This window comes from Flavobacterium sp. UW10123, assembly GCF_040538975.1.
GTDB lineage: Bacteria > Bacteroidota > Bacteroidia > Flavobacteriales > Flavobacteriaceae > Flavobacterium.
Genome location: NZ_JBEWQE010000027.1, coordinates 1 through 24,320, shown reverse-complemented (window position 1 = coordinate 24,320; position 24,320 = coordinate 1). Strand labels below are relative to the sequence as shown.

Annotated in this window: 28 protein-coding genes and 1 pseudogene; 15 read left to right on the top strand and 14 right to left on the bottom strand. The window is 40.8% G+C overall.

Going from position 1 to position 24,320, the window contains the following annotated elements; genetic code table 11:
- Window positions 1-290 (top strand): PcfJ domain-containing protein (locus ABXT06_RS22350; protein ID WP_354592699.1); only part of this gene is annotated, 290 nt, incomplete at its 5' end.
- A gap of 324 nt (window positions 291-614) precedes the next feature.
- Here the strand turns inward: ABXT06_RS22350 and ABXT06_RS22345 are convergent.
- Window positions 615-1,400: a helix-turn-helix domain-containing protein gene (locus ABXT06_RS22345; RefSeq protein WP_354592698.1), complete on the bottom strand. Its 786-nt coding sequence runs from the start codon at window positions 1,398-1,400 to the stop codon at window positions 615-617.
- Window positions 1,401-1,952: 552 nt separating this feature from the next.
- Between ABXT06_RS22345 and ABXT06_RS22340 the strand changes: the two genes are divergently transcribed.
- From ABXT06_RS22340 to ABXT06_RS22330, 3 genes are all read left to right on the top strand, one after another.
- On the top strand, window positions 1,953-2,888 hold the full coding sequence (locus tag ABXT06_RS22340) for a hypothetical protein (protein WP_294957143.1): 936 nt from the start codon (window positions 1,953-1,955) through the stop codon (window positions 2,886-2,888).
- Window positions 2,889-3,034: 146 nt separating this feature from the next.
- Window positions 3,035-3,307 (top strand): hypothetical protein, encoded by a 273-nt coding sequence (locus tag ABXT06_RS22335; RefSeq protein ID WP_294957145.1) that lies wholly within the window; start codon window positions 3,035-3,037, stop codon window positions 3,305-3,307.
- Between the two features lie 59 nt (window positions 3,308-3,366).
- Window positions 3,367-3,855: a hemerythrin domain-containing protein gene (locus ABXT06_RS22330; RefSeq protein ID WP_294957148.1), complete on the top strand. Its 489-nt coding sequence runs from the start codon at window positions 3,367-3,369 to the stop codon at window positions 3,853-3,855.
- Window positions 3,856-3,977: 122 nt separating this feature from the next.
- Here the strand turns inward: ABXT06_RS22330 and ABXT06_RS22325 are convergent, their stop codons facing one another.
- The 3 genes and pseudogenes from ABXT06_RS22325 to ABXT06_RS22315 form a co-directional block, all read right to left on the bottom strand.
- A complete protein-coding gene (locus ABXT06_RS22325) occupies window positions 3,978-4,253 on the bottom strand; it encodes a hypothetical protein (RefSeq protein WP_294957151.1) in 276 nt (91 codons plus the stop codon).
- A 12-nt stretch (window positions 4,254-4,265) separates the two neighbouring features.
- The gene (locus ABXT06_RS22320; RefSeq protein WP_354592700.1) at window positions 4,266-4,547 is read right to left on the bottom strand and encodes a Crp/Fnr family transcriptional regulator; all 282 of its coding nucleotides are present in this window, start codon (window positions 4,545-4,547) and stop codon (window positions 4,266-4,268) included.
- Between the two features lie 66 nt (window positions 4,548-4,613).
- Window positions 4,614-4,868, bottom strand: a pseudogene (locus ABXT06_RS22315) (Crp/Fnr family transcriptional regulator); the annotation flags it as partial.
- A 377-nt stretch (window positions 4,869-5,245) separates the two neighbouring features.
- Here ABXT06_RS22315 and ABXT06_RS22310 point away from each other — a divergent pair.
- Together ABXT06_RS22310 and ABXT06_RS22305 are read left to right on the top strand one after the other, a co-directional pair.
- Complete coding sequence (locus tag ABXT06_RS22310) at window positions 5,246-5,638, top strand: glycine cleavage system protein H (protein ID WP_294957157.1); 393 nt, start codon at window positions 5,246-5,248, stop codon at window positions 5,636-5,638.
- On the top strand, window positions 5,635-6,228 hold the full coding sequence (locus tag ABXT06_RS22305; RefSeq protein ID WP_354592697.1) for a methyltransferase domain-containing protein: 594 nt from the start codon (window positions 5,635-5,637) through the stop codon (window positions 6,226-6,228). The genes ABXT06_RS22310 and ABXT06_RS22305 overlap by 4 nt, the downstream gene beginning before the upstream one ends.
- Before the next feature lie 499 nt (window positions 6,229-6,727).
- Here ABXT06_RS22305 and ABXT06_RS22300 read toward each other — a convergent pair whose 3' ends face one another.
- Complete coding sequence (locus ABXT06_RS22300) at window positions 6,728-7,345, bottom strand: Crp/Fnr family transcriptional regulator (RefSeq protein ID WP_354592696.1); 618 nt, start codon at window positions 7,343-7,345, stop codon at window positions 6,728-6,730.
- A 694-nt stretch (window positions 7,346-8,039) separates the two neighbouring features.
- On the opposite strand from ABXT06_RS22300, the gene ABXT06_RS22295 reads away from it, so the two are divergent.
- The 3 genes from ABXT06_RS22295 to folE all read left to right on the top strand — a co-directional run bounded on the left by ABXT06_RS22295 (window position 8,040) and on the right by folE (window position 9,798).
- Window positions 8,040-8,423 carry a hypothetical protein gene (locus tag ABXT06_RS22295; RefSeq protein ID WP_354592695.1) on the top strand — a complete coding sequence of 128 codons (384 nt, stop codon included), beginning with the start codon at window positions 8,040-8,042 and terminating at the stop codon, window positions 8,421-8,423.
- Window positions 8,424-8,507: 84 nt separating this feature from the next.
- Window positions 8,508-9,176, top strand: coding sequence for a sigma-70 family RNA polymerase sigma factor (locus ABXT06_RS22290; RefSeq protein ID WP_354592694.1), 669 nt, complete (start codon window positions 8,508-8,510; stop codon window positions 9,174-9,176).
- Window positions 9,151-9,798, top strand: coding sequence for a GTP cyclohydrolase I FolE (gene folE, locus ABXT06_RS22285; RefSeq protein ID WP_294957172.1), 648 nt, complete (start codon window positions 9,151-9,153; stop codon window positions 9,796-9,798). Before ABXT06_RS22290 ends, folE begins: the two co-directional genes overlap by 26 nt.
- Window positions 9,799-9,839: 41 nt before the next feature.
- Here folE and hmpA read toward each other — a convergent pair whose 3' ends face one another.
- The 5 genes from hmpA to ABXT06_RS22260 form a co-directional block, all read right to left on the bottom strand.
- Window positions 9,840-11,042, bottom strand: a complete 1,203-nt coding sequence (hmpA, locus tag ABXT06_RS22280; RefSeq protein WP_294957440.1) for an NO-inducible flavohemoprotein — start codon at window positions 11,040-11,042, stop codon at window positions 9,840-9,842.
- Between the two features lie 98 nt (window positions 11,043-11,140).
- On the bottom strand, window positions 11,141-11,491 hold the full coding sequence (locus tag ABXT06_RS22275; RefSeq protein ID WP_354592693.1) for a hypothetical protein: 351 nt from the start codon (window positions 11,489-11,491) through the stop codon (window positions 11,141-11,143).
- Between the two features lie 9 nt (window positions 11,492-11,500).
- Window positions 11,501-11,833, bottom strand: a complete 333-nt coding sequence (locus ABXT06_RS22270) for a 2Fe-2S iron-sulfur cluster-binding family protein (protein ID WP_294957178.1) — start codon at window positions 11,831-11,833, stop codon at window positions 11,501-11,503.
- Between the two features lie 13 nt (window positions 11,834-11,846).
- Window positions 11,847-12,227 carry a DUF488 domain-containing protein gene (locus tag ABXT06_RS22265; protein WP_294957183.1) on the bottom strand — a complete coding sequence of 127 codons (381 nt, stop codon included), beginning with the start codon at window positions 12,225-12,227 and terminating at the stop codon, window positions 11,847-11,849.
- A gap of 20 nt (window positions 12,228-12,247) precedes the next feature.
- Complete coding sequence (locus ABXT06_RS22260) at window positions 12,248-13,033, bottom strand: helix-turn-helix domain-containing protein (protein WP_294957186.1); 786 nt, start codon at window positions 13,031-13,033, stop codon at window positions 12,248-12,250.
- A 221-nt stretch (window positions 13,034-13,254) separates the two neighbouring features.
- Here ABXT06_RS22260 and ABXT06_RS22255 point away from each other — a divergent pair, with 221 nt between their 5' ends.
- The 6 genes from ABXT06_RS22255 (at window position 13,255) to ABXT06_RS22230 (ending at window position 19,831) form a co-directional block, all read left to right on the top strand.
- Window positions 13,255-14,595, top strand: coding sequence for a TolC family protein (locus ABXT06_RS22255; RefSeq protein WP_354592692.1), 1,341 nt, complete (start codon window positions 13,255-13,257; stop codon window positions 14,593-14,595).
- A 3-nt stretch (window positions 14,596-14,598) separates the two neighbouring features.
- Entirely contained in the window at window positions 14,599-15,660 is a 1,062-nt protein-coding gene (locus ABXT06_RS22250) for an HlyD family secretion protein (RefSeq protein WP_354592691.1), read from the top strand.
- Between the two features lie 4 nt (window positions 15,661-15,664).
- Window positions 15,665-17,254 carry an MFS transporter gene (locus tag ABXT06_RS22245; RefSeq protein WP_294957195.1) on the top strand — a complete coding sequence of 530 codons (1,590 nt, stop codon included), beginning with the start codon at window positions 15,665-15,667 and terminating at the stop codon, window positions 17,252-17,254.
- Between the two features lie 21 nt (window positions 17,255-17,275).
- Entirely contained in the window at window positions 17,276-18,193 is a 918-nt protein-coding gene (locus ABXT06_RS22240; protein WP_354592690.1) for a hypothetical protein, read from the top strand.
- Window positions 18,194-18,225: 32 nt separating this feature from the next.
- Entirely contained in the window at window positions 18,226-18,630 is a 405-nt protein-coding gene (locus tag ABXT06_RS22235) for a hypothetical protein (protein ID WP_294957201.1), read from the top strand.
- A gap of 469 nt (window positions 18,631-19,099) precedes the next feature.
- Entirely contained in the window at window positions 19,100-19,831 is a 732-nt protein-coding gene (locus ABXT06_RS22230; RefSeq protein ID WP_354592689.1) for a DUF4386 domain-containing protein, read from the top strand.
- Between the two features lie 132 nt (window positions 19,832-19,963).
- On the opposite strand, the gene ABXT06_RS22225 is transcribed toward ABXT06_RS22230, so the two are convergent.
- The 4 genes from ABXT06_RS22225 to ABXT06_RS22210 form a co-directional block, all read right to left on the bottom strand.
- Entirely contained in the window at window positions 19,964-21,232 is a 1,269-nt protein-coding gene (locus ABXT06_RS22225; protein ID WP_354592688.1) for a chloride channel protein, read from the bottom strand.
- A gap of 69 nt (window positions 21,233-21,301) precedes the next feature.
- Window positions 21,302-21,556: a hypothetical protein gene (locus ABXT06_RS22220; protein WP_294957209.1), complete on the bottom strand. Its 255-nt coding sequence runs from the start codon at window positions 21,554-21,556 to the stop codon at window positions 21,302-21,304.
- A 1,163-nt stretch (window positions 21,557-22,719) separates the two neighbouring features.
- Window positions 22,720-22,866: a hypothetical protein gene (locus ABXT06_RS22215; RefSeq protein ID WP_294957212.1), complete on the bottom strand. Its 147-nt coding sequence runs from the start codon at window positions 22,864-22,866 to the stop codon at window positions 22,720-22,722.
- An 11-nt stretch (window positions 22,867-22,877) separates the two neighbouring features.
- The gene (locus ABXT06_RS22210; RefSeq protein WP_354592687.1) at window positions 22,878-23,108 is read right to left on the bottom strand and encodes a hypothetical protein; all 231 of its coding nucleotides are present in this window, start codon (window positions 23,106-23,108) and stop codon (window positions 22,878-22,880) included.
- Window positions 23,109-24,320: the final 1,212 nt, after the last annotated feature.

Genomic DNA, 24,320 nt, shown 5'->3' with positions numbered 1-24,320 from the left:
GCGTAATTGAAAACGTTAGGGATTTTATGCGCGAAGGCGATGATTTGGGGCATTGTGTCTTTACCAATGAGTATTACGCCAAAAAGGATTCACTTGTCTTATCGGCTAAAGTTCAGAACCAGTCTGTGGAAACTATTGAAATATCACTGAGCCGTTTGGAAATCCTACAGTGCAGGGGGATGAAAAACAAGCCCTCTGCGCATCATAAAGAGATTCTCAAGCTTTTGAATGAGAACCTCTATCAGATAAAAAACCGCATGAAAAAGAGAATAAAAACGCCCCTGAGCTAAAGCCGATAAAAATATCGGCTTTTTTCTTTTCACGGCAGAGGTCTGAAAATTGAACGCTTTAAGGGCTTCTGCAAAACCAAAAAAACATATAAGCTGCAAAGCGCAGGATCTTGAAAAGCAAAACAGGCTGTGCGTATTTGTGATCCTCACAATACTGTTTTGCATTCTAAAAGGCACATCCGATTTAGTGAAAGCTCAAGAGAAGCGATTCCCGAAACACTTATGCCGCCCCAAAAAAAATGCAATCTTCGTCAAGATTGCATTTTTTTTGGGAACTCTGTCTGATGACAGAGGCCTCACAGCCGATTCTGCCGGTTTGCGGCTTCAAAAATTCTTTCTAAAATCCGAAGGCCTCAAATGGGTCAGCTGATAAAACGTATTGCTGAAGGCCGGAAGGCTTCTGTAGCCGACAGCGTAGCTGATTTCGCTTACCGAGAGATCAGTCTGCAGCATCAGCTCAATTGCCCTTACCATCCTGAGCAGCTTTAAGTACTGCAGAAATGAAGTGTCAAGCGAAGACTGGAACAGTCTTGACAATGACCTTTCGCTTAGTGCGAACCGGCTGCCGATGCTTTTTAGGGAATGCATGTCAGAGATATTGCTTTGGATCCATTCCAAGATGGGAACCATGCGCTCATTATCGGTAAAGGGAAGCGCTATGGGAAGCTTTCTATTGCTAATCTCAGGAAGAATATCCTTTATTACCGACAAAAAGAGATAACGGCTTTCCCCGGGAAGAATATGGCCGCTCCAGCTTTCTGAATATTTGATCATCTCCATCAGAAGGTCGTTGATGGGATAAATGCCCACCTCGGAATAAAAGGGGCTTTTATGATCATCGTGGGTATAAAAAAACAGAGAGCGCAGCACTGTTCCCGAATGCCCGATCTTTAAGATATGCACCACTCCGCAGGGAACCCAGAAATAATGGCGGGCAGGAATGACATAATGCCTTCCGTTAACCTGCAGATAGGCCAGCCCCCCTTCCACATAAGAGAGCTGCCCTTTAGTGTGGCTGTGCTGGGGAATAAATTTTTCAAATCTTTCATGCATCACAAAAACTGAAGATTCCAGATTATCTATCTCAGGCAGAGAAGCTACAAGACTCATAAACTAATTATTTTTTTAGGGGACTGTATCAAATATACGAAATGCATTCCATCCATCACCGCCTGCAGCGCGCATACTTGCCAAAACAAAAATAAAGAGCTTTTTGCCGCTGAAAAGCATCCGAAACCAACATTGTCCGAAATGATTAAGTTATTGTCTTTTTTGCGTAAAGAGTTGGACTCTACTAGCCCGTATATTTGTGATATAAACAAAAAGCAAAATGTTTTTTACAACGCACAAGAAACCAACTGGCCAGATCCTGCCGCTCGGCTCTGCTCCTATTAATCTTCAGGAAAATTATGCCTTAATGCCGTACATCCTGATCTGCTATGGTCAAAAGATGCGCAAAACAGCCACGCAATACCCTCAGGCAGCCTTGGGAGAAACAGTTTCTGCAAATATAGTCCGGCAAAGGTCTTAGGATGCCTGAAACTAAGCTGCAGGATGTCGCTCATTATAATCGGATAATCCCTATTGTACTGATTTGATAAAAAAACAGCCCTCTGCTTTTAGATTTAAAATCATACCAATAAACTTAAATTTTACTCATATGTGGATTCTTTACAGCGCCGGTTTTCTGACTGTGCTCTTTTATGTTATTTGCAAAACAGCCAAAAAAAAAAATCCTGCCTAAGCAGAAAGGTTTCAGTACTGATACGGCTGATTTCTAAATTGGATAAACAGCTTGCCATCCAAAGCAGCACACAGGATGAAATGATCCTCTTTTCGCCGGGCCAGAAGGGTCCTGTTGCCATAATGCTCTCGCAATACTGCAATATCATTTCAATTATAGTGCAGTCAGCGGGGATTCAGGGCAAAAACCAGAAAAAGGAATGGATTTTTCCCGATATCCAGAACCAGTATGCCCTATTCGGCGATATAGTGGAAGAATTAAAGCGCAGCCAAGACTGCGGCTTTGATCTGGATCTGCTGGATAAATGGCATCAGAAAAGCAGCCGCATCACAGCAAAGATCATACTCTGCAGCCCCTATTCGTATTATAACCTGCCGCAATCATGCTTCTGCATCTCTTTTAAAAATGCCAAGCAGATCAATGATTTTCAAAAAATCGGTGGCAAGGGCCTCTTTGAAGTTCTTTTTTTCAATTGTGCGGCGGCAGCGGAAAGAAATGCTTTTAAAGAAAAAGAACTGCTATGGGAGCAGCTCTTGGGGCTGCTTTTATTTTATCTTGAAAACCACAATCTAGCCTATCAGATCAATGATATTGAAAAACTCATGAAAAAACGCCTGTCTTTCTACACCGGGGAAGTACGCAGGCTCAGATCGGATTCCCATTACAATTATAATATCCTTTACTATCTGTTCTACGTAAAGCCTCTATATCTTGTCTCCCCTGCAAAATTAAAAATAATCAGGGCTTCTGGATTTTCCAAAACAGTGCAGGGCTCGGGATTTTCCAAAAAGATGCTTCAGATGGGCGCTGGTCTAGAAAAGGAAATGTCCGATCTGCAGAATTCCATTCCCTGAAAACAGGCAAAAAAGCCCTTATCCCTGTTCTGGGCAATTCCGACAGACCATTGCCGATAGGAATCATATAATTGCTTAGCTCCAATACAGCACTCAAATTGGCCGGAAAAGACCGGAATAAAAAATACCCAAAAAACAACAGCAGCATGAATCCATATACGAATTTGACAGAAGCCCTTGAAGGGCTAATATGCCAGGGCTACAGTTTAAGCTTTACGGCCAATAGAGGCTTTGTAAATGCCCGCAACCATAAGTATAAAATCAGCTATAGCGAAATCCAGATCAATCACGCCTACCATTTCAGAGATTCGGATCCGGATCTGGATGCGGTAATTTATGCAATATCATCCAAGAAGCATTCCATCAAAGGCATTCTGATAATCGGATGCCTTATGGTGCTAGATGCGCCAAAAAAATAGGACAGGCCGCTTGGCATATTATATCAAACCGAAATTTTCCATTTATATACCCCATTGAAATGCTTTTAGAAAGAAAAATATCCCCAAAAGAAAACAAGCAGAATTTAAAGCTGCTATTAGCCGCCCTGCGCCAGCATCATGCCCAGTCACTTGAATTATGCGCCATAATACGTGAAGGGATAAGAAAAAAGGTTGCCCTGCAGAGGATAAAGGATTACACGGACTGGCGCTATGCCACCCAGCTGTCGCCATTTTTTGAAATGCAGAGGATCCATGTTTTTCCCATTCTCGAATTTGAGGATGGGCTCATCAAAAAAGCATTGGCAAAACAGCGCAGAATAAAAAAGCATTCCACTAAGAATATCGAACTTGCCAAAGCGCTATCGCGCATTGAAGAGGATCTGGAGGAGCTCGTCAGGCTTGAAGAAAAAAAAATCTTCACCGCTCTGAGTGAAAATATTGCGCCGAATCAAATTTTATCCATACTGGAACTGCTTTCAGAAAAAGCAGACACCCCTGAGCAGTGGGATGATGTTTTCTGGAAGTGAAGACTCTGTGGCATTTATTGGTAATTCCTGTTTCAAATCAGCCCTGCGGCTTATGTATGGACGGCATAACCTCCTATGGCAATTGGCCTCTGCGGCAATGCAGGCCACCAGGGCCGCCTATTTCAGACTGTTCCCGTCTCCCTTAGTTTATAAACCTGTCTGGCCAGCATGCTCTGATCCGTATCTTCATCCAAAACGATCAGCTGCTGCTCTTCCAGCTCCAGCAGGGCATCTAAGAGATCTGCCTGAATCCTCCTTTCGGCCTCTATTGCATCTGGACCCGAAAAAAAATTGCCTTGAGCAGGATATATGATTTCTGCCAGTTCTTCCAGGGAATGTTTTTTATTATTGTCCCCAGATAATGCCTTAAGTATTTTTTCACTTAGAATCTCCTTCATAGCTGTATTGTATTATAAGAAATTAACGGTATAAACCAGCCGCTCAAAATTTAGCAGCTGTATCTTGCGCCCTTCAGCCAGGATAAGCCCCTCTTCTTTAAAATCATGAAGCACACGGGCAAGAGTTTCGCTTACCGTACCCGCCATTTTAGCCAGATCCCTGCGCGAAAGGGTAATGCACACATCTTCCCTGCTCTCATTTTCATTTCTATACTTGTCATTGAGAATCAGCAGGCTCAAAGCTACCCGCTCTCTGACCGTCCTCTGCGATAAGACGGCCGCAAGATTCGCCATTACGATAAATTCATGGCTAAGGCTCTTTAGAAGCAGTCTGGTAAAGACCGTAGATTTCTTTAAGACAGCCATAAAATCATCCGCAGAAATAAATCCGATCACAGCACTTTCAATTGCTACAGTCGTGCCGACATAAAAGCTTTCGCTTAAAACTGCCGCATAGCCAAAAAACTCCCCGGTGCCGTATATGTAGATAATCTGTTCCCGCTAGTCATTGTCTGCCTTGTAGATCTTTACTTTGCCGGACCGCACAAAGAAAATCCCCAAAGGCTCTCTGCCTTCGGTAAAAATGGCTTCATTCTTGCGATATTTTCTGGTCATCATTACCTGCAAAAGCAGATCCTTGTCATCCTGGGGAAGCCCACTGAAAATATAATGGTTGTTAAAAATAAATCTTGAAATCATAAGCATTCTAATGTACGATATTTTATTTTTCTTTTTTTTAATATTGATTTAAATCAAATTTTATTGCAATACTGATCATTAAAATACATATTTAACTGATGTATTTTTGCCCATATGATGCAGCCCCGAATATTACCTGCCGCTCTCTGCCTTATAGCATTGTATATCAGCAGGAACAGATCAAAGAGAATGCCTAAAGATGCTTTTCAGCCTGCTGCTGGACTGTCTGGAACGATAAAATCAAACAGGCATATGCATCAGCTGACACAAAAACTTAACTAATTTAAACAACCATGACCACAAAGAAAATCTCCATCCCAAAACTATTGCATTATACCAAGGACCATTTATGGCTCAGACAGGTCGGACAATATGACTATTTTTTGGGGATTACCGATTTTGCCCAAAAAGAGCTTGGCCCTATCGCTTCGGTGCATCTGCCATCCTCCGATAATGCCTTCAGGAAAAAAACTTCAATAGGGGTCATTTTCGCTTCTGATAAGGATTTTACAATCATCCCGCCCTTCAGCGGCAGGATCGCAGCAATAAACATAGACTTAAACTCCTATGCATTCAGGATCAATAGAGAGCCGTATGTCAGCTGGCTTTTGAGGATTACGGCAAATAAAGCCTTTTCTGCTTCCGAATTTCTGAGCAGTGAGGAATACAGCGAATTGATCCGATGATCTTCAGCTCCCTTAAATCAGATAAGGCTGTTGATGACAGCACTTTTGACGCAATTTACCCCGAGTGGGCAAAAAAGCTGGCAGACCGCCATTGGACTCCCATTGAAATAGCCAGAATCGCCGCGCGCTACCTTGCCGACAAGCCCCAAAAAAAGATCTTGGATATTGGTTCGGGGGCAGGAAAATTCTGCCTGGTAGGCGCATCTTTGACCCAAGGTGTTTTTTATGGCGTAGAGCAAAGGGAATCCCTTGTCAGGCTATCAAAAGAGATAGCGGAAGAACACCGAATAGGCAATGTTGAATTTATCCATTCCAACATTAATGAGATTTCTTTTTCCCACTATGAGGCCTTCTATTTCTACAACTCTTTTTTTGAAAACCTGGATGGCTCCTGCCCGATTGATAAAACAGTGCATCGGGAGGAAGAACTCTATTATTCATATTCCTCCTATGTCCGAAAACAGCTCGATTCAACTCCAGCGGGAACCAAGCTGGTGACCTTCTGGAGCAATAGGGATGAGATTCCCGATAGTTTCGATCTGGATTTTTCACATAGCGGCGTACTGCATTTTTGGAAGAAGAAATACTGATCCGCTACAAAATAAATTCTCCCATTTATCATCAGAGAGGCCCGGGTTGTTGGAAAATGAACAGAACGGCCCGTATTCTCCTCTGCATTGGATTGCTTTTGGCAAAGCGCTGGCTTTGTCTTTTTTTAGGATCAGAATAGGGCTCAACAAGATTCGAAATCCGCATTAGGGCCATATAATATCAATCAGGGCGACCATTAATTCCTTCAAAGTCCCCACGCTTTGATAATGTCTGATGAAATTAAATAGACAGCCCTAAATACTATTCTTATCGCCCTGATTTTTTTTATATTTTATCCTGCCTGCTGCTGCCGGCATTTCATTTGTATTCCCATTCAGCTTGCGGTTTTAACCTTTTATGGCTATCATTTTTATAAATAAAAAATATCCCAAACACATCCCAGATTTCAGCCCGCCCGAAAGAACCGCCACCTGCATCCATATCTTCCTTGGAAATCCCTAAAGGGCACCTCATTATCATTGCTTAAGATTGATTATCCTATTTCAAAAAGTTGGCCGCATGAGCCAGGCGTTCATAACTTAAAAGCTGTATCTTGCGCCCTTCCACCCAGATCAGCTCTTCATCCTTGAAGTCATGAAGCACGCGGGCAAGCGTTTCGTTGACCGTGCCGGCCATATTGGCCAGATCTTTTCTGGAAAGGGTAATATAGACATCATCCCTGAGATCTTTCTCATTCTTATATTTCTCATGCAGAATCAAAAGGCATAAGGCAACGCGTTCCCTTACGGTTCTCTGCGCCAGAACGGATATCAGATTTGCCATTACGATAAATTCATGGCTCAGGCTCTTTAATAGAAGTCTTGAAAATACTGCCGACCTATTTATGATCCCAAAAAAATCCTCCGCCGAAATAAATGCAATTGCGGCACTCTCTATCGCCACTGCAGTATCTCCATAGCAATCCTCGCTCAAAACTGCCGAGTAGCCAAAAAACTCGCCCTTATTGTAAATGTAGATGATCTGTTCGCGCTCATCATTATCCGATTTGTATTTTTTTACTTTGCCGGACTGCACAAAAAATACTCCCGAAGGCCGGGTGCCTTCGGTAAAAACAGCTTCATTCTTACGGTATTTTTTGATCTGCATCACTTTCATAAGAAGGTCCCTGTCGTTCTGAGGAAGCTCATTTAAAAGAAAGTGATTGTTAAAGATAAATTTCGAAATCATATAGGATACGAAAATTACAGCATTATCTCTTCTTTTTTTTTAATTTTGATTTAAATCAAAATTAAACATGATTTAAGTACGTATTATACTTATTAACTGTTAAAAATATAAAAACAATCTGACAAAAAAAAACGCTTGCGCCCTTATAGGATTTAGACCCAATTTGCAGGCGCAAAGCAATAGGTTCTTCCAAAAGGCAGTAAGGCTGAAGCCCGCACCGCTTTGAAGGCATTGGCCTTTTATCGCTTTCAGATATCGCGCATTTGGCATTTGATTTAAATCAATTTTTTTATTGGCATTTTAATCTTAAATTTATGTAATAACGTTCACAATCAGGCGGCGGCTGTTTTATTTAAGAGTTAAAAAAAATAAAAAAATGTTTTTGGAATCTATTTCAGCGCCAGGGCTGATCCGCCGCTTTAATCCCTGGCGCTTCTTAAGATCCATCCCTTTCTCCCCTGCTATTGTCCGGCTTTTAACTGCTGTGGCAAAAGGGCAGTGCACCATCGTCCGGTTTTTCCATATTTTTCTTTTGCCGGATCTGATTCTGTAACCTTTTGATCTTTCATCGGCTCTAAAGTAATATAAACGGATTTATATTATAAACCTTAAAACAGAAAAAATGGAAAGCACCAACAGAATTCAGACCCTTAAACCGACGTACCACTTATTGAAATTCACTTTTGCAATAGTGCCTATCGTTGCCGGATTAGACAAATTCACCAACCTTCTGGCCAATTGGGAAAATTACATCAGTCCTTCCCTGAAGCCATTGATTCCTTTTGACGGCGGCACTTTTATGGGCATTGTCGGCATAATCGAGATCATCGCAGGGATTATTGTCCTGAAAAAGGCAGAAATCGGATCCTATATTGTCGCAGCATGGCTTGCCTTAATTGCCCTTACCCTAATTGCTGGGGGCAGCTACCTGGATGTGGCCGTACGCGATCTGGTTATGGCAATTGCCGCATTTTCCACAGCCAGAATTGCCAAAATTGCAGAATAATGATAAAAATGGTTCCTATCGACAGGATGGGAGCCATTTTTGATTACATATATATTAATTCCAACAGGTTCAAAAACAGCAACAATGAATCAATACAGCGACACCGAAATAGCAGGCAAAGTTCTTGATGGAGAATTGGCCCTATACGAAATCCTCATCAGGCGCAACAATCCTTTTCTGTACAAAATAGGGCGAAGCTACGGCTGCAGCCACGAGGATACCCAGGATCTGATGCAGGACACCTTTATTGACGCCTATCTTAATCTGTCTAAATTTGAAAACCGCTCCTCATTCAAAACCTGGATCATAAGGATAATGATCAACAACTGCTATAAAAAGCGCAACAAGTCAAGCTATAAAAATGAAGTTTCAACCCAGATCAATGAAAAAGCAATCCCTATGTTTTCTGATAATTCGCATACAGATACCAATAAAGTGATAATGGCCAAAGAGCTGGATTTTGTAATTGAAAATGCGCTGGTTCAGATCCCCTTAGAGTACAGAATGGTTTTTTCTTTGAGAAAAATTGCCGAACTGAATGTTGCCGAAACAGCGCAGTCATTAAGCATAAGCGAAAACAATGTCAAGGTGCGCTTTAACCGCGCAAAAATAATGCTGCGAAAACAGATTGAGAGGTCTTATACGGAAGCCGATCTGTATGAATTCAATTTAATCTACTGCGATGCGATGGTCCTTAATGTTATCAACAGAATAAAAAAAATACAGAATGCAGACAAAAGAAACCGCAAATAGCCAATCCGTTAAAAATAATCTGGACAATCCGATCCGCGAAGATGCCTTTGAGCTCAGCGACAGCGAGAAAATAGGCCTCATTGAGGGCCATTTCAAAGAAATCATGCATATTCTTGGACTTGACCTGGCCGATGAAAGCATCCAAAATACGCCGTCTAGGGTTGCCAAAATGTATGTCCAAGAAGCCTTTAGCGGCATTAACCCAAAAAACAGGCCAAAGATCACTCTTTTTGAGAACAGGTACAGCTATCAGGAAATGCTGGTCGAAAAAAATATTACCCTCTACTCTTATTGCGAACATCATTTTGTCCCCATCATTGGAAAAGTGCATATTGCCTATATTTCAGGGGGCACCGTAATTGGGCTGTCCAAAATAAACAGGCTTGTGCAATTTTACGCTAAAAGGCCCCAGGTCCAGGAAAGGCTCACCAACCAGATAGCCCAAGGGCTCAAAGAAGCTTTAAATTCAGCGGATATTGCAGTCATAATTGATGCGGCCCATCTCTGTGTGGCATCAAGGGGAATTAAAGATACCGGCACAACAACTATCACCGCCCACTTTTCTGGAAAATTTGAAAATGAGGCGGTAAAAAACCAATTTATTGCCCTAACCAGACAATAAGCACAAGAAAACCCTGCCTAGTGCAGGGTTTTCTTACGGTTTTAATTCAGATGGACCGACTGCGGGCCAAACTCTTCATAAAAAATATTGGATCTGTCAATATTAAATCCCACCAATGATTCATAATGGGCCTTGATAAATGGAGCCGGACCGCACAGATAATAGTGAGCATCTTTAAGCAGGATAGCCTCTTTGCATTTTTCCAGATCAACTCTGCCTCTGATGATGCCTTCTTCGCCATTCTGCTCCATGTCCTCATTAAAGAGGAAGGTTTCCAGCCAGTCTGATTCTTCCTCCATCCCGGCAATGGCCTCTTTAAAAGCATGGACCGAGGCATTGCGGCAGCCGTGGATCCAAACTGTTTTGTTTTTTTTCGATTTCTGGTTAGTCTCCAGCATGCTCAATAAAGGGGTGGCTCCCACCCCTCCGCTTATCAGAACGATTGGCACATCTGCATTCTGCAGAGAAAAATTTCCCGAAGGCGCCGATACATTCACCGTATTGCCTACATTCATTTTGTGCAGGGCATTGGAGACCATTCCCTCAGGGTGCGTTTCCAGAGCTGTTTCCTTTTTGACTGAAATCCTGTAATATCTTGAATTATAAGCGCTCGAAAGGCTATACTGCCTTGGCTGCAGCAATCCCAGCTGTTCTACAAATACCTGCACGCTCAAATATTGTCCCGCCTGATAGGACGCAATTTCTTTCCCGTCAGTGGGAAATAGATAAAACGATTTTATTTCTTTGGATTCCACTACAATTGCCTTAATGGTAAAACTGCGCCAGCCTTTCCATCCGCCAGCCTTATTTTCATTATTAAGATAAAATTCAGCCTCGATGCCAATCATGATCTCTGCCAGCTCACTATAGGCCAGCCTCCAGGCGTCAAGCAGATCAGGGGTAGCGGTTTCTTCCCCCAAGACCTCTTTTATGGAAGCCACAAGATGCGTCCCCACTATGGCATAATCCTGGGGCTGGATATTCAGGCTGACATGTTTCCCGCCTATTCCCTTTAAGGCATCAATCAGAACGGCCGGATTGTCAATATGCTGCGCATAGGCCAGCACTGCTCCCGCTAAAGCCTGTTTTTGCCTTCCATTGGCCTGATTTCCCATATTGAAAACGGACTTCAGTTCCGGATTGTGCTTAAACATCCTTTTATAGAAATAGTCTGTTAAGGCCTCGCCCGATGATTGCAGAATAGGAATGGTAGCTTTGATTAAAGCTTTTTGATTAGAATTCATAACATTATTTTTAAATTTCAACAAAACTAACTTTGAGCCATAATCCGCTTTTATGATCTCAATCATAAATTCATAAAAACTATGGCCGCCTCCCTCTTTTAGGCATTCTCCCAATTGAGTTCGCTAAGCGAAATGAGCTCCATTTCCCCGATGGGATGCTCAAAGCGCATCTTCTTGCCAATTGCGCAGCACTGCCAGAAAAAATCGGCATTTGAGGGATAGGGAATTTTCAAAACCGAAACAGATCCGATTCCTTCATTTTCTGCATAATGCAGCTGATATAGTATGCCATAGGCATAATTTACCACATCATAAGCTGTAAACTGGGGCAGAAACTCAGCTCTTACCTCATCGCCGCTTTCAAAACAGACCGAACCTTCCCCTAATGGATCTTCTGCATAAGGGGTTCCAATTATTCGTTCTATCGTACTGAAAATGCTCGACTTCATTATATTAATTTAAAGGTCCAGCAGCTCGATCTGGGTCCCGTCTATATCATAATTGACATACAGCTGGCAGGAAAGGCGGATGGCATCATCTGTGCAGCCCATCTTAGACAGCGTAGCATCTTCGTTCCTTTCTTTTCTGGCCGAGCCTTCTTTAATTCCCTTTATTCCAATGATGCATGTGGCACATCTGCCCACTCCGCCGCATTGGCCAAAATCATCCAAAAGAAGCCTGTCCCTTAAGAGGAACATCAGATTGGGATATTCATTCACATAGCTTTCAATGCAATGGCTCATGCCATTCTCTTTAACCCAAAAGCATATTTTGCTGCTGTCTGTTTTCAAAACCGGTGGAATTTTAAAGGCAAGGATCTTTTATCTTTTTGCCTTCTATATTTAATAAATATTCTCTCAGGACTGCCGCATGATTAATTAGAGGATCCTTTGCACCGTATAATAATGACAGAGGCGTTCTTTGTGCTATGCTTCTTAACCGCTGCACTTCTTGCTTTTTAGCGTCCAATTCCCCAATGTAGCGTTTGGCAAACTCTTCAAAACGCTCCTCTTTATGATCAAACCATTTCCTTAATTCGGGCGATGGGGATATCTCTCTGTTCCATTCGTCGATCTGCAGATCTGTTTTCTTTATGCCTCGAGGCCATAGCCGATCTGTCAGTATGCGATAGGTTCCGTCGTCCTTTTTGCAGCCGTAAACCCTCTTTATCACTATCTCCTTCATATTTGTGTCAATTCAAACTGCTAAAAATTCTTTTTAAAATCAGAAGGCCTCGAATTGGTAAGCTGCATAAAGACATCGCTAAAAGCCGATAGGCTTCCATAACCCACCTCATACGCAATTTCATTAATGGACAGATCCGTCTGCAGCATCAGCTCAATAGACTTGATTATCCGCAGGAGCTTAAGGTACTGCAGAAATGAGGTCTCAAGAGTCTGCTGAAACAGGCGCGAGAGGCTCCTTTCGCTGATACCGAATTCATAGCCTATGCTCTGCAGGGAATGGCTCTCCGATATATGGAGCAGCAGATAATCCAATATGGGTCTTATTCTTTCATTGTCAGAAAAAGGCAGGGCAATCGGCAATCGCTTATTGCTGATCTGGGGCAGGATATTTTTAATTACCGATAAGAACAGAAACTGGTCCTGGCCCGGATTGATATGCCCATACCAGCCTTCCGAATGCTTAATCATCTCCAAGAGCAGATCATTGATCGGGTAAATCCCCACTTCTGAATAAAAGGGGCTGCTATGGTCATCATGGGTGTAGAAAAACAGCGAGCGCAAAACGGTTCCCGAATGGCCGATCTTAAGGACATGCTTGAGCCCCTGCGGAACCCAGAAATAGTGTTTGGCAGGAATAACATATTTTTTGTCATTTACCTGCAGATAAGCCAGACCTCCTTCTACATATGACAATTGGCCTTTGGCATGGCTATGGTAGGGAATGAATTTTTCAAATCTTTCGTGCTTTACAAAAACAGAATAAGACAGGGTGTCAATCTCAGGCAAAGAGGCTATCAGGCTCATCGTAAAAAGCTGTAATAAAATGCATTAGACAAAAAATCAAAACACATGCCTGCTGCCAGACAGTATGTTTTGGCTCCATTTTTAAACAAAGCTAAAACAACTTTACATCTAAAACTAGTCCATTGCCGCTATTGGCTGAAATGATAAAACAATAGGCTGTTTTACACAAATAGTTGACCTTTTATCGAATTTATATTTGCATCATCAAAATTTAAATGCAAATGTTCAATCACATCAAGAAGTACTTTTTAGTGTATCTATTAGTACAGAATTCATCTTTTTTATTGGCACAGAGCCCTGCAGATGCACCACAGATAAAGCCAACACTTACCTTGGACCAGACCTGGAACAGAGCTTTAGAATACAGTAAAGAAATTAATATAAATAATCTTGAGGTTCAAGTCAGCCGGGAAGAGATAGCCGAAAGCAGGCATGAGAGATTTCCTGAGATCGCATTAAAGGGAAATTACGAATTCGCCACCAATATTCCTGTATATGAAAATGGGCTTTTCAGCAAGCCCACCCAGCATGAGGTCATCCATCTGCTATACAAATTAGGTGCAGATTATTACTTTAACATCTATAACGGAAACAAGCTGAATCTAAAGATCGACAGAAAGAAAGCGGCCTACGAGGTGGCCCAGATACAGAAAAACCTAACGGTTTCCGAGATAAAGCTGCAGGCGGCAGCCTATTATCTGGACCTGCAGCGCAGCATCATCTTCAAAGACCTTATGGTAAAGGATATTGCCAATCAGGAAAAGCAGCTGGCAGAAATCAATGATCTGCACAAACACGGAACTGTTCTAAAAAGCGACGTCCTAAGAATTGAATTAAAGCTGTCCAATCAAAAAATGATGCTGGTGAGCATCGAGAACGACATCATCATAGCCAATCAGAAGCTTAACATTTTAATAGGATTGCCCGATGAGCAGCTAATCAACCCGTCCGAGCAGATCGCCCCTGAACTCAATGAGCTCAAATCCTATGAAGAATATCTTGAGATAGCGCAGAAGAATGCCTACGAGTATCACATCTCCGAGAAAAAAGTCGAAATCAAAAAAATAGACCTTAAAAGCACCAAGGCCAATGTAAAGCCTAAAGTGGGGCTCTATGGCGAGTTTTTCATGGCTAATCCCCAAATATTTCTATACCCCTATTCGCCAAGCAATTATACATTGGGAATCTTCGGGGTTCGGGCCTCCATTCCCCTCTCCGAACTTTACATCAACAAGCCCAAAGAGCGGATTGCTAAAATGAATCTGGAAAAAGAAGAAGTGGAGCACCATCATACCGATGATAAAATGAGAGAGCAGGTTTTCCAAAACTACCAGCGATTCAAAGAGGCGCTGATCCGCATTGATGTAAACAAAAAAGACATCGACCAATCGGCAGAAAACGCCCGAATTGTAAAACAGAACTATTTCAACCAGTCGGCCCTGATCACCGATCTGCTGGATGCTGATATCCAGCTATTGGAAAGCCAGTTTAAATACGCTTCATCCAAGATCCAAGCGCAAATTCAATACTATCAACTTCAAAATGTCTTAGGGACACTTTAAAAAATGAGAAACAGAAACCAATACACAGTCACCGATAAAATAATCACCAAAATTACTGCCTGGATTGCAGGAATTATTGCTGTTGCCCTAATGATTTGGGGAATCATCACCTTATGGGATCTCTATCACAACCAATACACCAATGATGCCCAGGTGCAGGAATACATAAACCCTGTCATAGCAAGAGCCGGAGGGTTTATAACCGCAGTAAAATTTGAAGAAAATCAGGCGGTAAAAAAAGGAGATACCCTTATTTTGATCGACCAGAGGGAATACACCATACAGGAGAATCAGACCCAGGCGGCGCTGCTCAATGCAAAAGCCCAGCTCATGGTCTGGAAAAGCAAAGTGCAGACCCTCATTAGGACTGCCCAGATATACCGCTCGAAAATTGAAGTCAGCAAAGCCGAACTCATTAAAGAGAAACTCGAGCTGGACCGCTATAAAAAATTGGCTGAAACGGAATCTGCAACCCAACAGAAGCTGGAAGCCGTACAGGCCACTTGCGACATTGCCGCAGCAGAACTTTTATCCTCAACCGAAAAATATCAGGCCTCGCTATCCGAAGTCAACGATGCAAAAGCGCAAGAAGCAGTCGTTCAGGCTGAAATCAAAAGGCTGGCATCTCTATTGGAGCGCCATAAGCTGGATGTAACCTATACCGCCGTTGTTGCATCCTATGATGGCTACATGGGAAGAAGAACCATTGAAGTGGGGCAGATGATTGACCCCGGACAGGTTTTAGCCTATATAGTAAATGGAGAAACCGACAAGTGGGTTGTTGCCAATTATAAAGAGACCCAAATCGAAACTATGAAATTGGGGGACACCGCGACTTTTACGGCCGACTCTTACTCCAATAAAGTTTTCAAAGGGGTCATCATATCATTTTCTCCCGCTACCGGATCCAGCTTCTCACTGCTGCCGCCTGATAATTCAACAGGAAATTATGTCAAGATTGTGCAGCGTGTTCCGGTCAGAATACGCGTAACAAATCCGAAAAGCGAATCCCGCCTGCTTAAAGCGGGGATGAATGTGAATGTCACCATAGCCAAAAATCAGTAACAAAATGCTTCCAAAAAGTTTCTTATTCAAATCATGGGTTCCAGAATGGCTGGTAAAGGCAACACTGTTCATAGTGCTGCTGCCTAGTCTGGTGCTGTTCTTCCTGCCCATGGCCAATATCAATGCAGCGGCCGGAAACACCGGAATTGAAACTTATGACGTCTATTTTTCAGTGGCGCTATTCTATGCCGGCTATGTTTCTTTCTTTTCGCTTGAAAGGCGTTTTTTCAGGTTCCTGGCCGCCAAAGAATATTTCATAATCATCACCATCATACAGATTCTGAGCTCCTATATATGCTACATCACACGGGAGAACAGCATCCTTTTCCCCTTCAGGTTCATTCAGGGCATGGCTTTTACCATGACAGTAAATCTATCCTTATCCATGATCTATTCCAGATTAAGAACCCAAAGGGCCAGAGTGATTGGCTATTCCATTTTCTTTGGAATGCTGGCCTGCATGATTCCGTTCAACAATTTCATCACAGCAGAAATAATTGATTCGTTTAATTTCAATTTTCTTTATAAGTGCGCTATGTTCTCTTATCTGCCCAGTCTGATTTTTTTAATGCTATTTATGAATAATGTCAGGCTGGACGTTAAATTCCCCCTATACCAATTAGACTGGTCAAGCTTTTTACTGTACGCCATTGCACTTACCCTGACCGGATATATTATGATATATGGGCAAGAATATTATTGGTTGGAAGATCCCCGCATCTGCTGGAGTGCGGCGGCTGTTCTAATCACTGGCGCACTTTTCCTTATCAGGCAGTCAGCCCTAAAAAGGCCTTATTTTAACTTAGAGGTTTTTAAATACAGAAATTTCAAGCTGGGGGCCCTTATCATCATTATCTTCTACATCTGCCGTTTTGCATTATCCATCACCACTGTCTATTTTCAAAATGTATTGAAACTGGATCCGATCCATATCGGACATATCACCCTGTTTAATATTTTGGGGATTATTATAGGGGTAATAATTTCTGGGGTATTTGTTCTGCAGAACCGCCCCATACGCCTTCTTTGGGTTTATGGCTTCCTGCTTCTCCTGATCTATTATGCCGGAATGGTTTTTCTTTTCACCATAGAGGCCAATGAAGGCTATTTCTACATCCCATTGCTTGTTCAGGGGTTGGGCGTGGGCACCCTGATGACCCCCTCTATCATTTTTATGGTGGCATCGGTTCCTGAAAGGCTGAGCGTTTCATCGGCAGGCATCTGTCTGCTGGTGAGATGTGTGGGATTTTATTTAAGCATGGGGCTGATGAATTATTTTGAATTGTATTCCAAAAGCAAACACTTTAATACCTTTCAAAACAGAATATCTTTTGACAATGCCGAAAGCTATCAAAAAATAGAGCATTATAGAAATCTTCTCACACAGCATGGAGCAAACACGACCTATGCAAAAAAGGCGGCCAGCAAAATGCTGGTAAACTCCATAAATGCGCAAAATCATATCCGATACGCAATCGACTATTATGAAACAGTCAGTGTGCTGATAGTGCTGACAATCATCATGGTTGGGCTCTTTCCATACATCAATAGGACTATTGTAACCATAACCAAAAAGCAGCCTTCTCCCTTCTAATAACTTATGAAGCAATCCCATATGTCGCTAATTTATATAACAGCCATTCTGGCCATACTGAGCCTGGCGCTGTATATCCTCAAAACAGCCAAAGGCCAGATAGGATCAAAATTCAAGATTCTGGTTTCCTGCCTGCTCAAACTTGACAAGAACCTTAAGATTGAATACCAGTCCAACGAATCGATCATTCTATTCTCGTCAAATAACCGGGGGAGCATCAGTATTTTTTTATTTGAAAATCATAAATTATTATATCTGACAATGGAGTCTGTAAACACAGATAATTATATTGAAAAAAAAGAATGGTTTTTTATTAGCCAAATGAACCAGTATCTGATCTTCGATGAAATCATTACAAGCTTTTTCAAAGAATGCAGATCTGATGTCTTTAGCCCGAAAAAAATAAAACAGAGCATCCATCTGGCCGCAGAACAGACAAAAAACATAAATTTGGAACCCGTTTTTTCCAAGAAAAACATATCGCAGTCTTCTTTTTGCCTGGCCTTCAGCAATATCAGAATACTGGCTCCGCTTAAAAATGCAAACATCCAGAACAGCTTTGAGATCCTTTTCTTTAACTGCGCAGTATGCTATCAGAAGATAGATAAGGCAAAATGCAGTCTGCAATGGCAGGATTATATTGTCCTATTGGCCCAATACCTGGACAACCAGAGCCTTTCAAAGCAGATAGGGAATCTGACAGGCTATTTCAATTATAGGATTGCCTTCTATACAAAACAGCTGGAACTCATAAAAAATGGTGCCGATCCTGATTACGATTCGCTCTACTATTATTTTTTCGAAAAGCCGTTTAGCACCAAAGTCAAAATAAAGCGGGAGGACTCGGACAAGAGGAAATTTATAGAAACACTGCACATCTTAATTGCTGAGGTGGAAAACAAAACGGCAGAACTCGAATCGCTTTCCCTGCAGCATTAAAATACTTATCCAATAATTTATATTAACTCACAATGAAAAAAATATTCTTCTCCCTGCTGGTCCTTTTTATGGCAGGCTGCACCAATGACAATAATACATTTACCCTAAGAACGATCAGACTCAATGACTATAAGGGCCGAACCGCACTGCCGCCACAAAAGCTCTATTTTAAAGTCTTTAAAAGCGATTCGGAAGTTCCTTTAACGCAAACTGGGTTTTATCCCAGCGATTACACCATGCCAGCCACCTTTAAAGTATTCCCGTCTGCAGAAATGCAGTTATATGGCAAAGCCTACAATGTGCAGCTGTGGAGCGAAACCAAAGGCTGTTTGGGGCGCTGCGATATTGATATGGATGAATATAAGATTGTCTTCCCTATCGATATGGAAGTAAAGAACGACAGTTTGAACATCGCCATTCAAGGCACTTGGGAATAGCCCTGAATCTTAGGCTCTCTAATCCCTTTACCCCATAGGCTGCATCCCAAAAATCCATTTCTCTAAAATAAATTATGATAAAAAATGATGTCCTGCATAGGATGTCATTTTTTGTATAAATCCAAAAATCAATTGCAACTGCGTTTTGGCCGTCCAGCAATTTGAACAGCATCGGACCGCTATGCAGACGGATGAGGATCGCAGGAAAGCAGAAACTTGCCTAAAACTTTTACTTCTTACTTTTTTATATCCGTTTTTTATGAACCCCTTCCAGAAGAGGCAAAGAAAAAACACCAAACCGGGTAACAAAATATCCAAAACTGAGTCTTATTGTTAAATGCTTATTTTCCAAAGGGATTGCGGCCATTGATCCGTTTTATTTTAAGCTCCCTTGAAAAGTATGGAAATATCGCTGATTACCTGGCGTGAATAGAAATTTCTAAAATAGAATTTAATTAAATAAAGCTTTATGGCATTCAATTTTACAGACAAAAAAACAGCAAGAATAGCAGGATTACTGTACCTGGCAGTTGTACTGACAGGAATTTTCTCTTTGGCTTATGTGCCTAAAACACTCTTTGAATGGGACGATCCGGCACTAACCTTTCACAACATAACAGCCTCAGAGACTCTTTTTCGATTGGGCATCCTAAGCAGCATTGTATGCTACATTTCGTTTCTCTTCATGCCTATGGCCTTATATAAGCTGCTGAAACCTGTCCAGGCTTTTTATGCCGGACTAATGGTTGTATTGGCCGCAGCGAGTGTCCCTATTTCTTTGGTAAATCTGCAGAACAAATTTGCAGTCCTTTCCCTAATTGGCAAAGACAGCTATCTAAGAGCCTATTCCGCAGAACAGCTGCAGGGGCAGACTATGTTTTATTTGAATCAATACGATCATGGCATACTGTTGGCCTCTGTATTCTGGGAGCTTTGGCTGCTTCCTTTTGGCTATCTGGTCTATAAATCCGGTTTTCTTCCCAGAGCTTTAGGCATTCTTTTAATGCTGGGATGTTTGGGGTACCTGATTAATTTTAGCGGCAATATGCTCATTGAGAATTATGGAGAAATTGGCATTTCAAAATTTATAGCTCTTCCTGCCACTCTTGGCGAAATAGGAATCTGCTTATGGCTTTTAATAATCGGAACAAAACAAACAGATCGTTCAATCCTTAAAAAATCCAATGCTGCAGACTTATAGCTGAAAAAAAGGCATATGGATCTTTTCTTTACCAAAGAAGAAGTCTGTATTTTCACTTAATCTAAAAATCAGGGTTCTCCCCTAGTGATAACCTCTGCTAAGCGCTTTTTTAAATTTATTCCTCCTTATCGACTAGCGCCTTTCGGCGAGATAGAAATCATACGAATAGACATTATAAGGCAAAAGCCTTTTTGAAAAAAAGTATGAAATTACGCTCCCTAACATAATGGGAACAAATAATAAGTATCCGTTTGGCAGCAAATTGCATATCAGAACCAAAGAAGTTAGAGGAGCAAAAAGAGAAGCAGATAAAGTGGCAGCCGCCCCTACTAAGGCAAAGTTCAAAGGTATCAGATTGGCTCCAAAATAAGCATTTCCGACAAAGGCAACAGCAAGACCCAAAAAAGCTCCCGAAACAATGCTAGGCGCAAACACGCCCCCATCTCCGCCTGCGCCAAGCGTAAGGGATGCGGCGAGCGGTTTTAGCATTGCAATTGTTAATAGGAAAAAAAATGAAATATTGGGCGCTGTTATTGATTCATGCAGTACCTCGTGCAGTGCATCATAGCTATCGCCATATAAGCCTGGGAAAAAATAAATCAATACCCCCACAGCCAGAGCCCCTAAATTCACACGCACGAAATTGTTCGAAATCGCCCCAAAAAGATTTTTTATCCGGGTAACCAAAAGCGTGAAATAAACTGCCAGCGCTGCCGCAAAAAGGCTTAAAATGATAAAAAATGGAAAGGCCGCCCAATTCCAATCTGTAATAGTGTATAAAAGCAAAGGCCTGTCATCAAATAAAGAAATGAATAGCCAGCTTACCAATGCAGAAGAAGTGCAGGAAATAATCAATGTTCTGTTTACTTTCCTTGCGATAACTTCCATGGCAAATAGCCATCCTGCCAATGGACTGCAAAATAAAATGGCAACCCCTGCCGTCACCCCCGCACAGATTAGTTCCCTTTTGTATATTTTTGCAGATAGATTCTTTTTGTAGGCAAAGTTTCCAACAGTTGCCGTGGCCACAACAGTGGATACCTCAATGCCGGTGGAGCCTCCAAATATTACCGTAAGAAAGCCATTAATGTAATGCGAGGGAATCTTGAATAATGGCAAGTGGTCTTTACGCTGGTCAAGCGTTTTATATATTTCGGCTATTCCCTTATTCTTTCTGTTCCTGAATGCATGCTTTCTTAAAAAATAAATAGCGGTAATCCCTATTGTAGGGAACAGAATTATTGCTATTGGGCAGTTTTCGGCAAAATTAAATAGGCGGTGCTCAAAATAATCTGTCAGCTTTTTTAGTGAAAATGCCAGCGATGCTCCGCAGACGCCTATAAAAAAAGATATCAGGGTTAATCTAAAATAATTTCGATGAATGATCTTGCGTCTTTCCATTTGGCTGGTAAATATTTTTTGTTGAAAACAACTGGGTTTAAAGTCTAAATTTATACTGCTGAATCACTATTATTGAGATTCAAGCACCATAATAGCATCGGTAAGGCCGTTAGAGAGAATATAATCCTGAACGAAATCTTCTGCCTGCTTTTCATCTTTGCTTGAAGTGGAAAATGTATTGAGATAAAAATTTTCATTTTCATCCGCTATATGGATAATATCGGTATACCCTTTAGCGATTAAAGAACCTTTTAACTTTATAATCTTCTGCTCTCGGAGGCTGTCAATTTCTCTTTTCACGCGCAGTCTTATAACCTTATTCATGATATTATTATATTGTGGTATAGATAAAAATGCTTAAATAATTCAAAATAAATGCAGAAACCATTGTTTCATGCTAGCAGCATTTCCCCAAAAAAAGTTTTATTATTCCACGGAGGCAAAATAAATAAACCGATTTTGGGGATGCCGCATGGTTAAAAAATAGTTAGTTATAGTTAAAAGTGAATTAATATTAAGATCTTTGCCAATAAAAGGATAAGACTAAAAAACCAGAGATTAAAGCAGCTAATCTCTGGCATTAATAACAAATAAATCAATTCTAGTGCTTACTAAAAACTCTTCTAGAAATTGCTACTTAATTCCATGAACTTCAAAGACGAAAATAGCACAAAATTTCAAACGAAATTCTTGATTTAAATCAAGAATATAATATTAGGATAACCCATCTATTTTGCATTTAGCTTGAAAAAATTAGAGCAGAAACCCAAGCTAATGCATTATTTGACACAAAAGCTCAGAATTATGCCGCTAATTTGAGATTCACCTTATATTGATGATCCAGATTCTTCCTCTACAATATAGATACAAACCGCTTCATCGGAAAATAAGCTGATTTTTTGAAATTGTGTGGCAGAGGGTCAGCATTCCGAGCAGAATGATATTTTTTTGGCTAAGCGATAGAGAGGATAGGTAAAGATTAGAGAAGTGCTTACAATTGGTCCAATAGCGAGACTAAATCCAGCCTTCCACGCATTTTCATACGCAATCCATAATGCTTGCCTATCAGCAAATATTTCTGTATCAATTATTAGGCACGATGCCATTAAGACAAATATGGTAACCAGCGTAGATAAAACCCTGCCGCTAGTTATGATAAAAAATGAGATATTAAGCATGCAGATAAAAAATGTTGGAGGCAGTGACATCAAAAATAAATCTACTAGAACATCGCAATTGCGCCAGTTGCATACTGTTTCTGGCCGATAATCCCATAGGGCCCAGCCACCCTGTATTAGTATGGCCAGAACCATAAATAAAAAGAAATAACTTATTGGAATCCAGTTTTTAAAAAACAGCTTTTTCATATTATGCTTCTAATTATCACATATTATTACATTGCAAAAAAAAGGTAAAAAAAGCAGCCCAAAAAAAGGGCTGCCAAATAACAGCTCAATTCTGAGCTGTCTAAAATTTAGGGCAAAATTTTATCGACGCAATGACGGACTCTCATTTACAGATTCCTCTATTTTAACTTTTTTTAAGTCTTTAGAAATAATCTTAATTTCGTGTTTTGCAGTTTTTTCTTTACAACCTACTTCCAGATAGTAGATTCCAGCTGAGTATCCTTCCAAACTAATTGTTTTTAAACGTCTAATTTATTTATTGCTGATTCATAAATCAGATTGTGCTTTTGATCGTAAATAAATAAAAATGTCTCTTCGTTAGGATTTAGAGTAAAGCAGACTGCTTTTCCATTTCCGGTTTCAATTTTCAAGATGAAATCTCCTTTCCTATCAGAAGCATAAGTGAAAGATAGCAATAGTAAAAAAACTATAAATAAAGTTCTTCTAACTGTATTTCTTATTTTGATCATTTGGTAATTTTTATTCTCTAGTTAAATTCGAGGCGCAAAATTATATATAAATTAATGTCAATCCATAGTCAAAACACTGAATTACAAATAATTAATTATTTAGATAGAATTATGCATAAAAAATTTAAGACCTAAGTAGATTTTTTATATTATCTTCATAAAAAAACGCATTTTACTGTATACTAAATTACTAGGAAAAAGACTTTAAGAATATTCCTCCTCTTTTTTAAAGTATGAAAATGCCTGATTTCTTAATAAAGAAAAATCAGGCCATTCTTATCCAGAAGTTTATATCTGTATAGGAAACTTCATCTTATTGATATTAAAGATTAAACCTATACACTTCTGTTCCGATAAACGGTTCGTCTTTCTGCGCGATTTAAAAATCTGTCCAATAGATCCGTTTGCACCCAGCGCCAGAACTTCTGTCTCCATATTGTTCTTCTATTTTACGCTATAATGCCCATCTGAAACAGACTCCATCCAGTTTGCCAGTCCTTTTTCTATGTTCATGCCAATGGCAGTATGGATCATTACGCCATTGGGAGATGCGCCATACCAGTACCTAATCCCCGAAAGGATATTTACAAAACCCCAGCTTTTATTTTTTGGATACGCTGCCCATCTGCCTGATAATAGCAGACGCCTTCACAGACCAGCAAAATCTGGTTGCTTCCATGCGTATGCCAGTTGTTGCGCATACCCGGTGCAAACATTACTTCCCCAATATATGCATCTGTATTTTCATCTGGAAAACATAGTTTCTTAACCAGGCTTTTGCTGTAAAATATTCTGCGAGCGTGGGCAGAAATCCCACTGCCTCAATTTCCTGTTTTGTGTACATTTTTAATTATTTTCTATCCTAAATTTTCTTTAAAAAAATAAGCCTTACATTCTGCTCCTTCTCGAAATTTACGATATGCTAATCACGGCTTTTTAAACTGCTAATGTTTAGGTATCGGCTAAACTCTGTAATATCTAATATTCTTGTCTTCATCAAATCGGTCTTTCAATATCCTACAAAATTAAACAATTCTAAAACTTTGAAACAGATGCATATGAAGGATGAAAGTGGAAAAAGCGGTCAAATTGACCACGCTTTTTCAGCATAAAGTGACCACCGATTTCGGGTCAAACTGACCACTCCTTTTCAATTTAAACTGACCACCTTGTTTCGGTTCAAATTGACCACCAAACACTACTTCTTTTCAT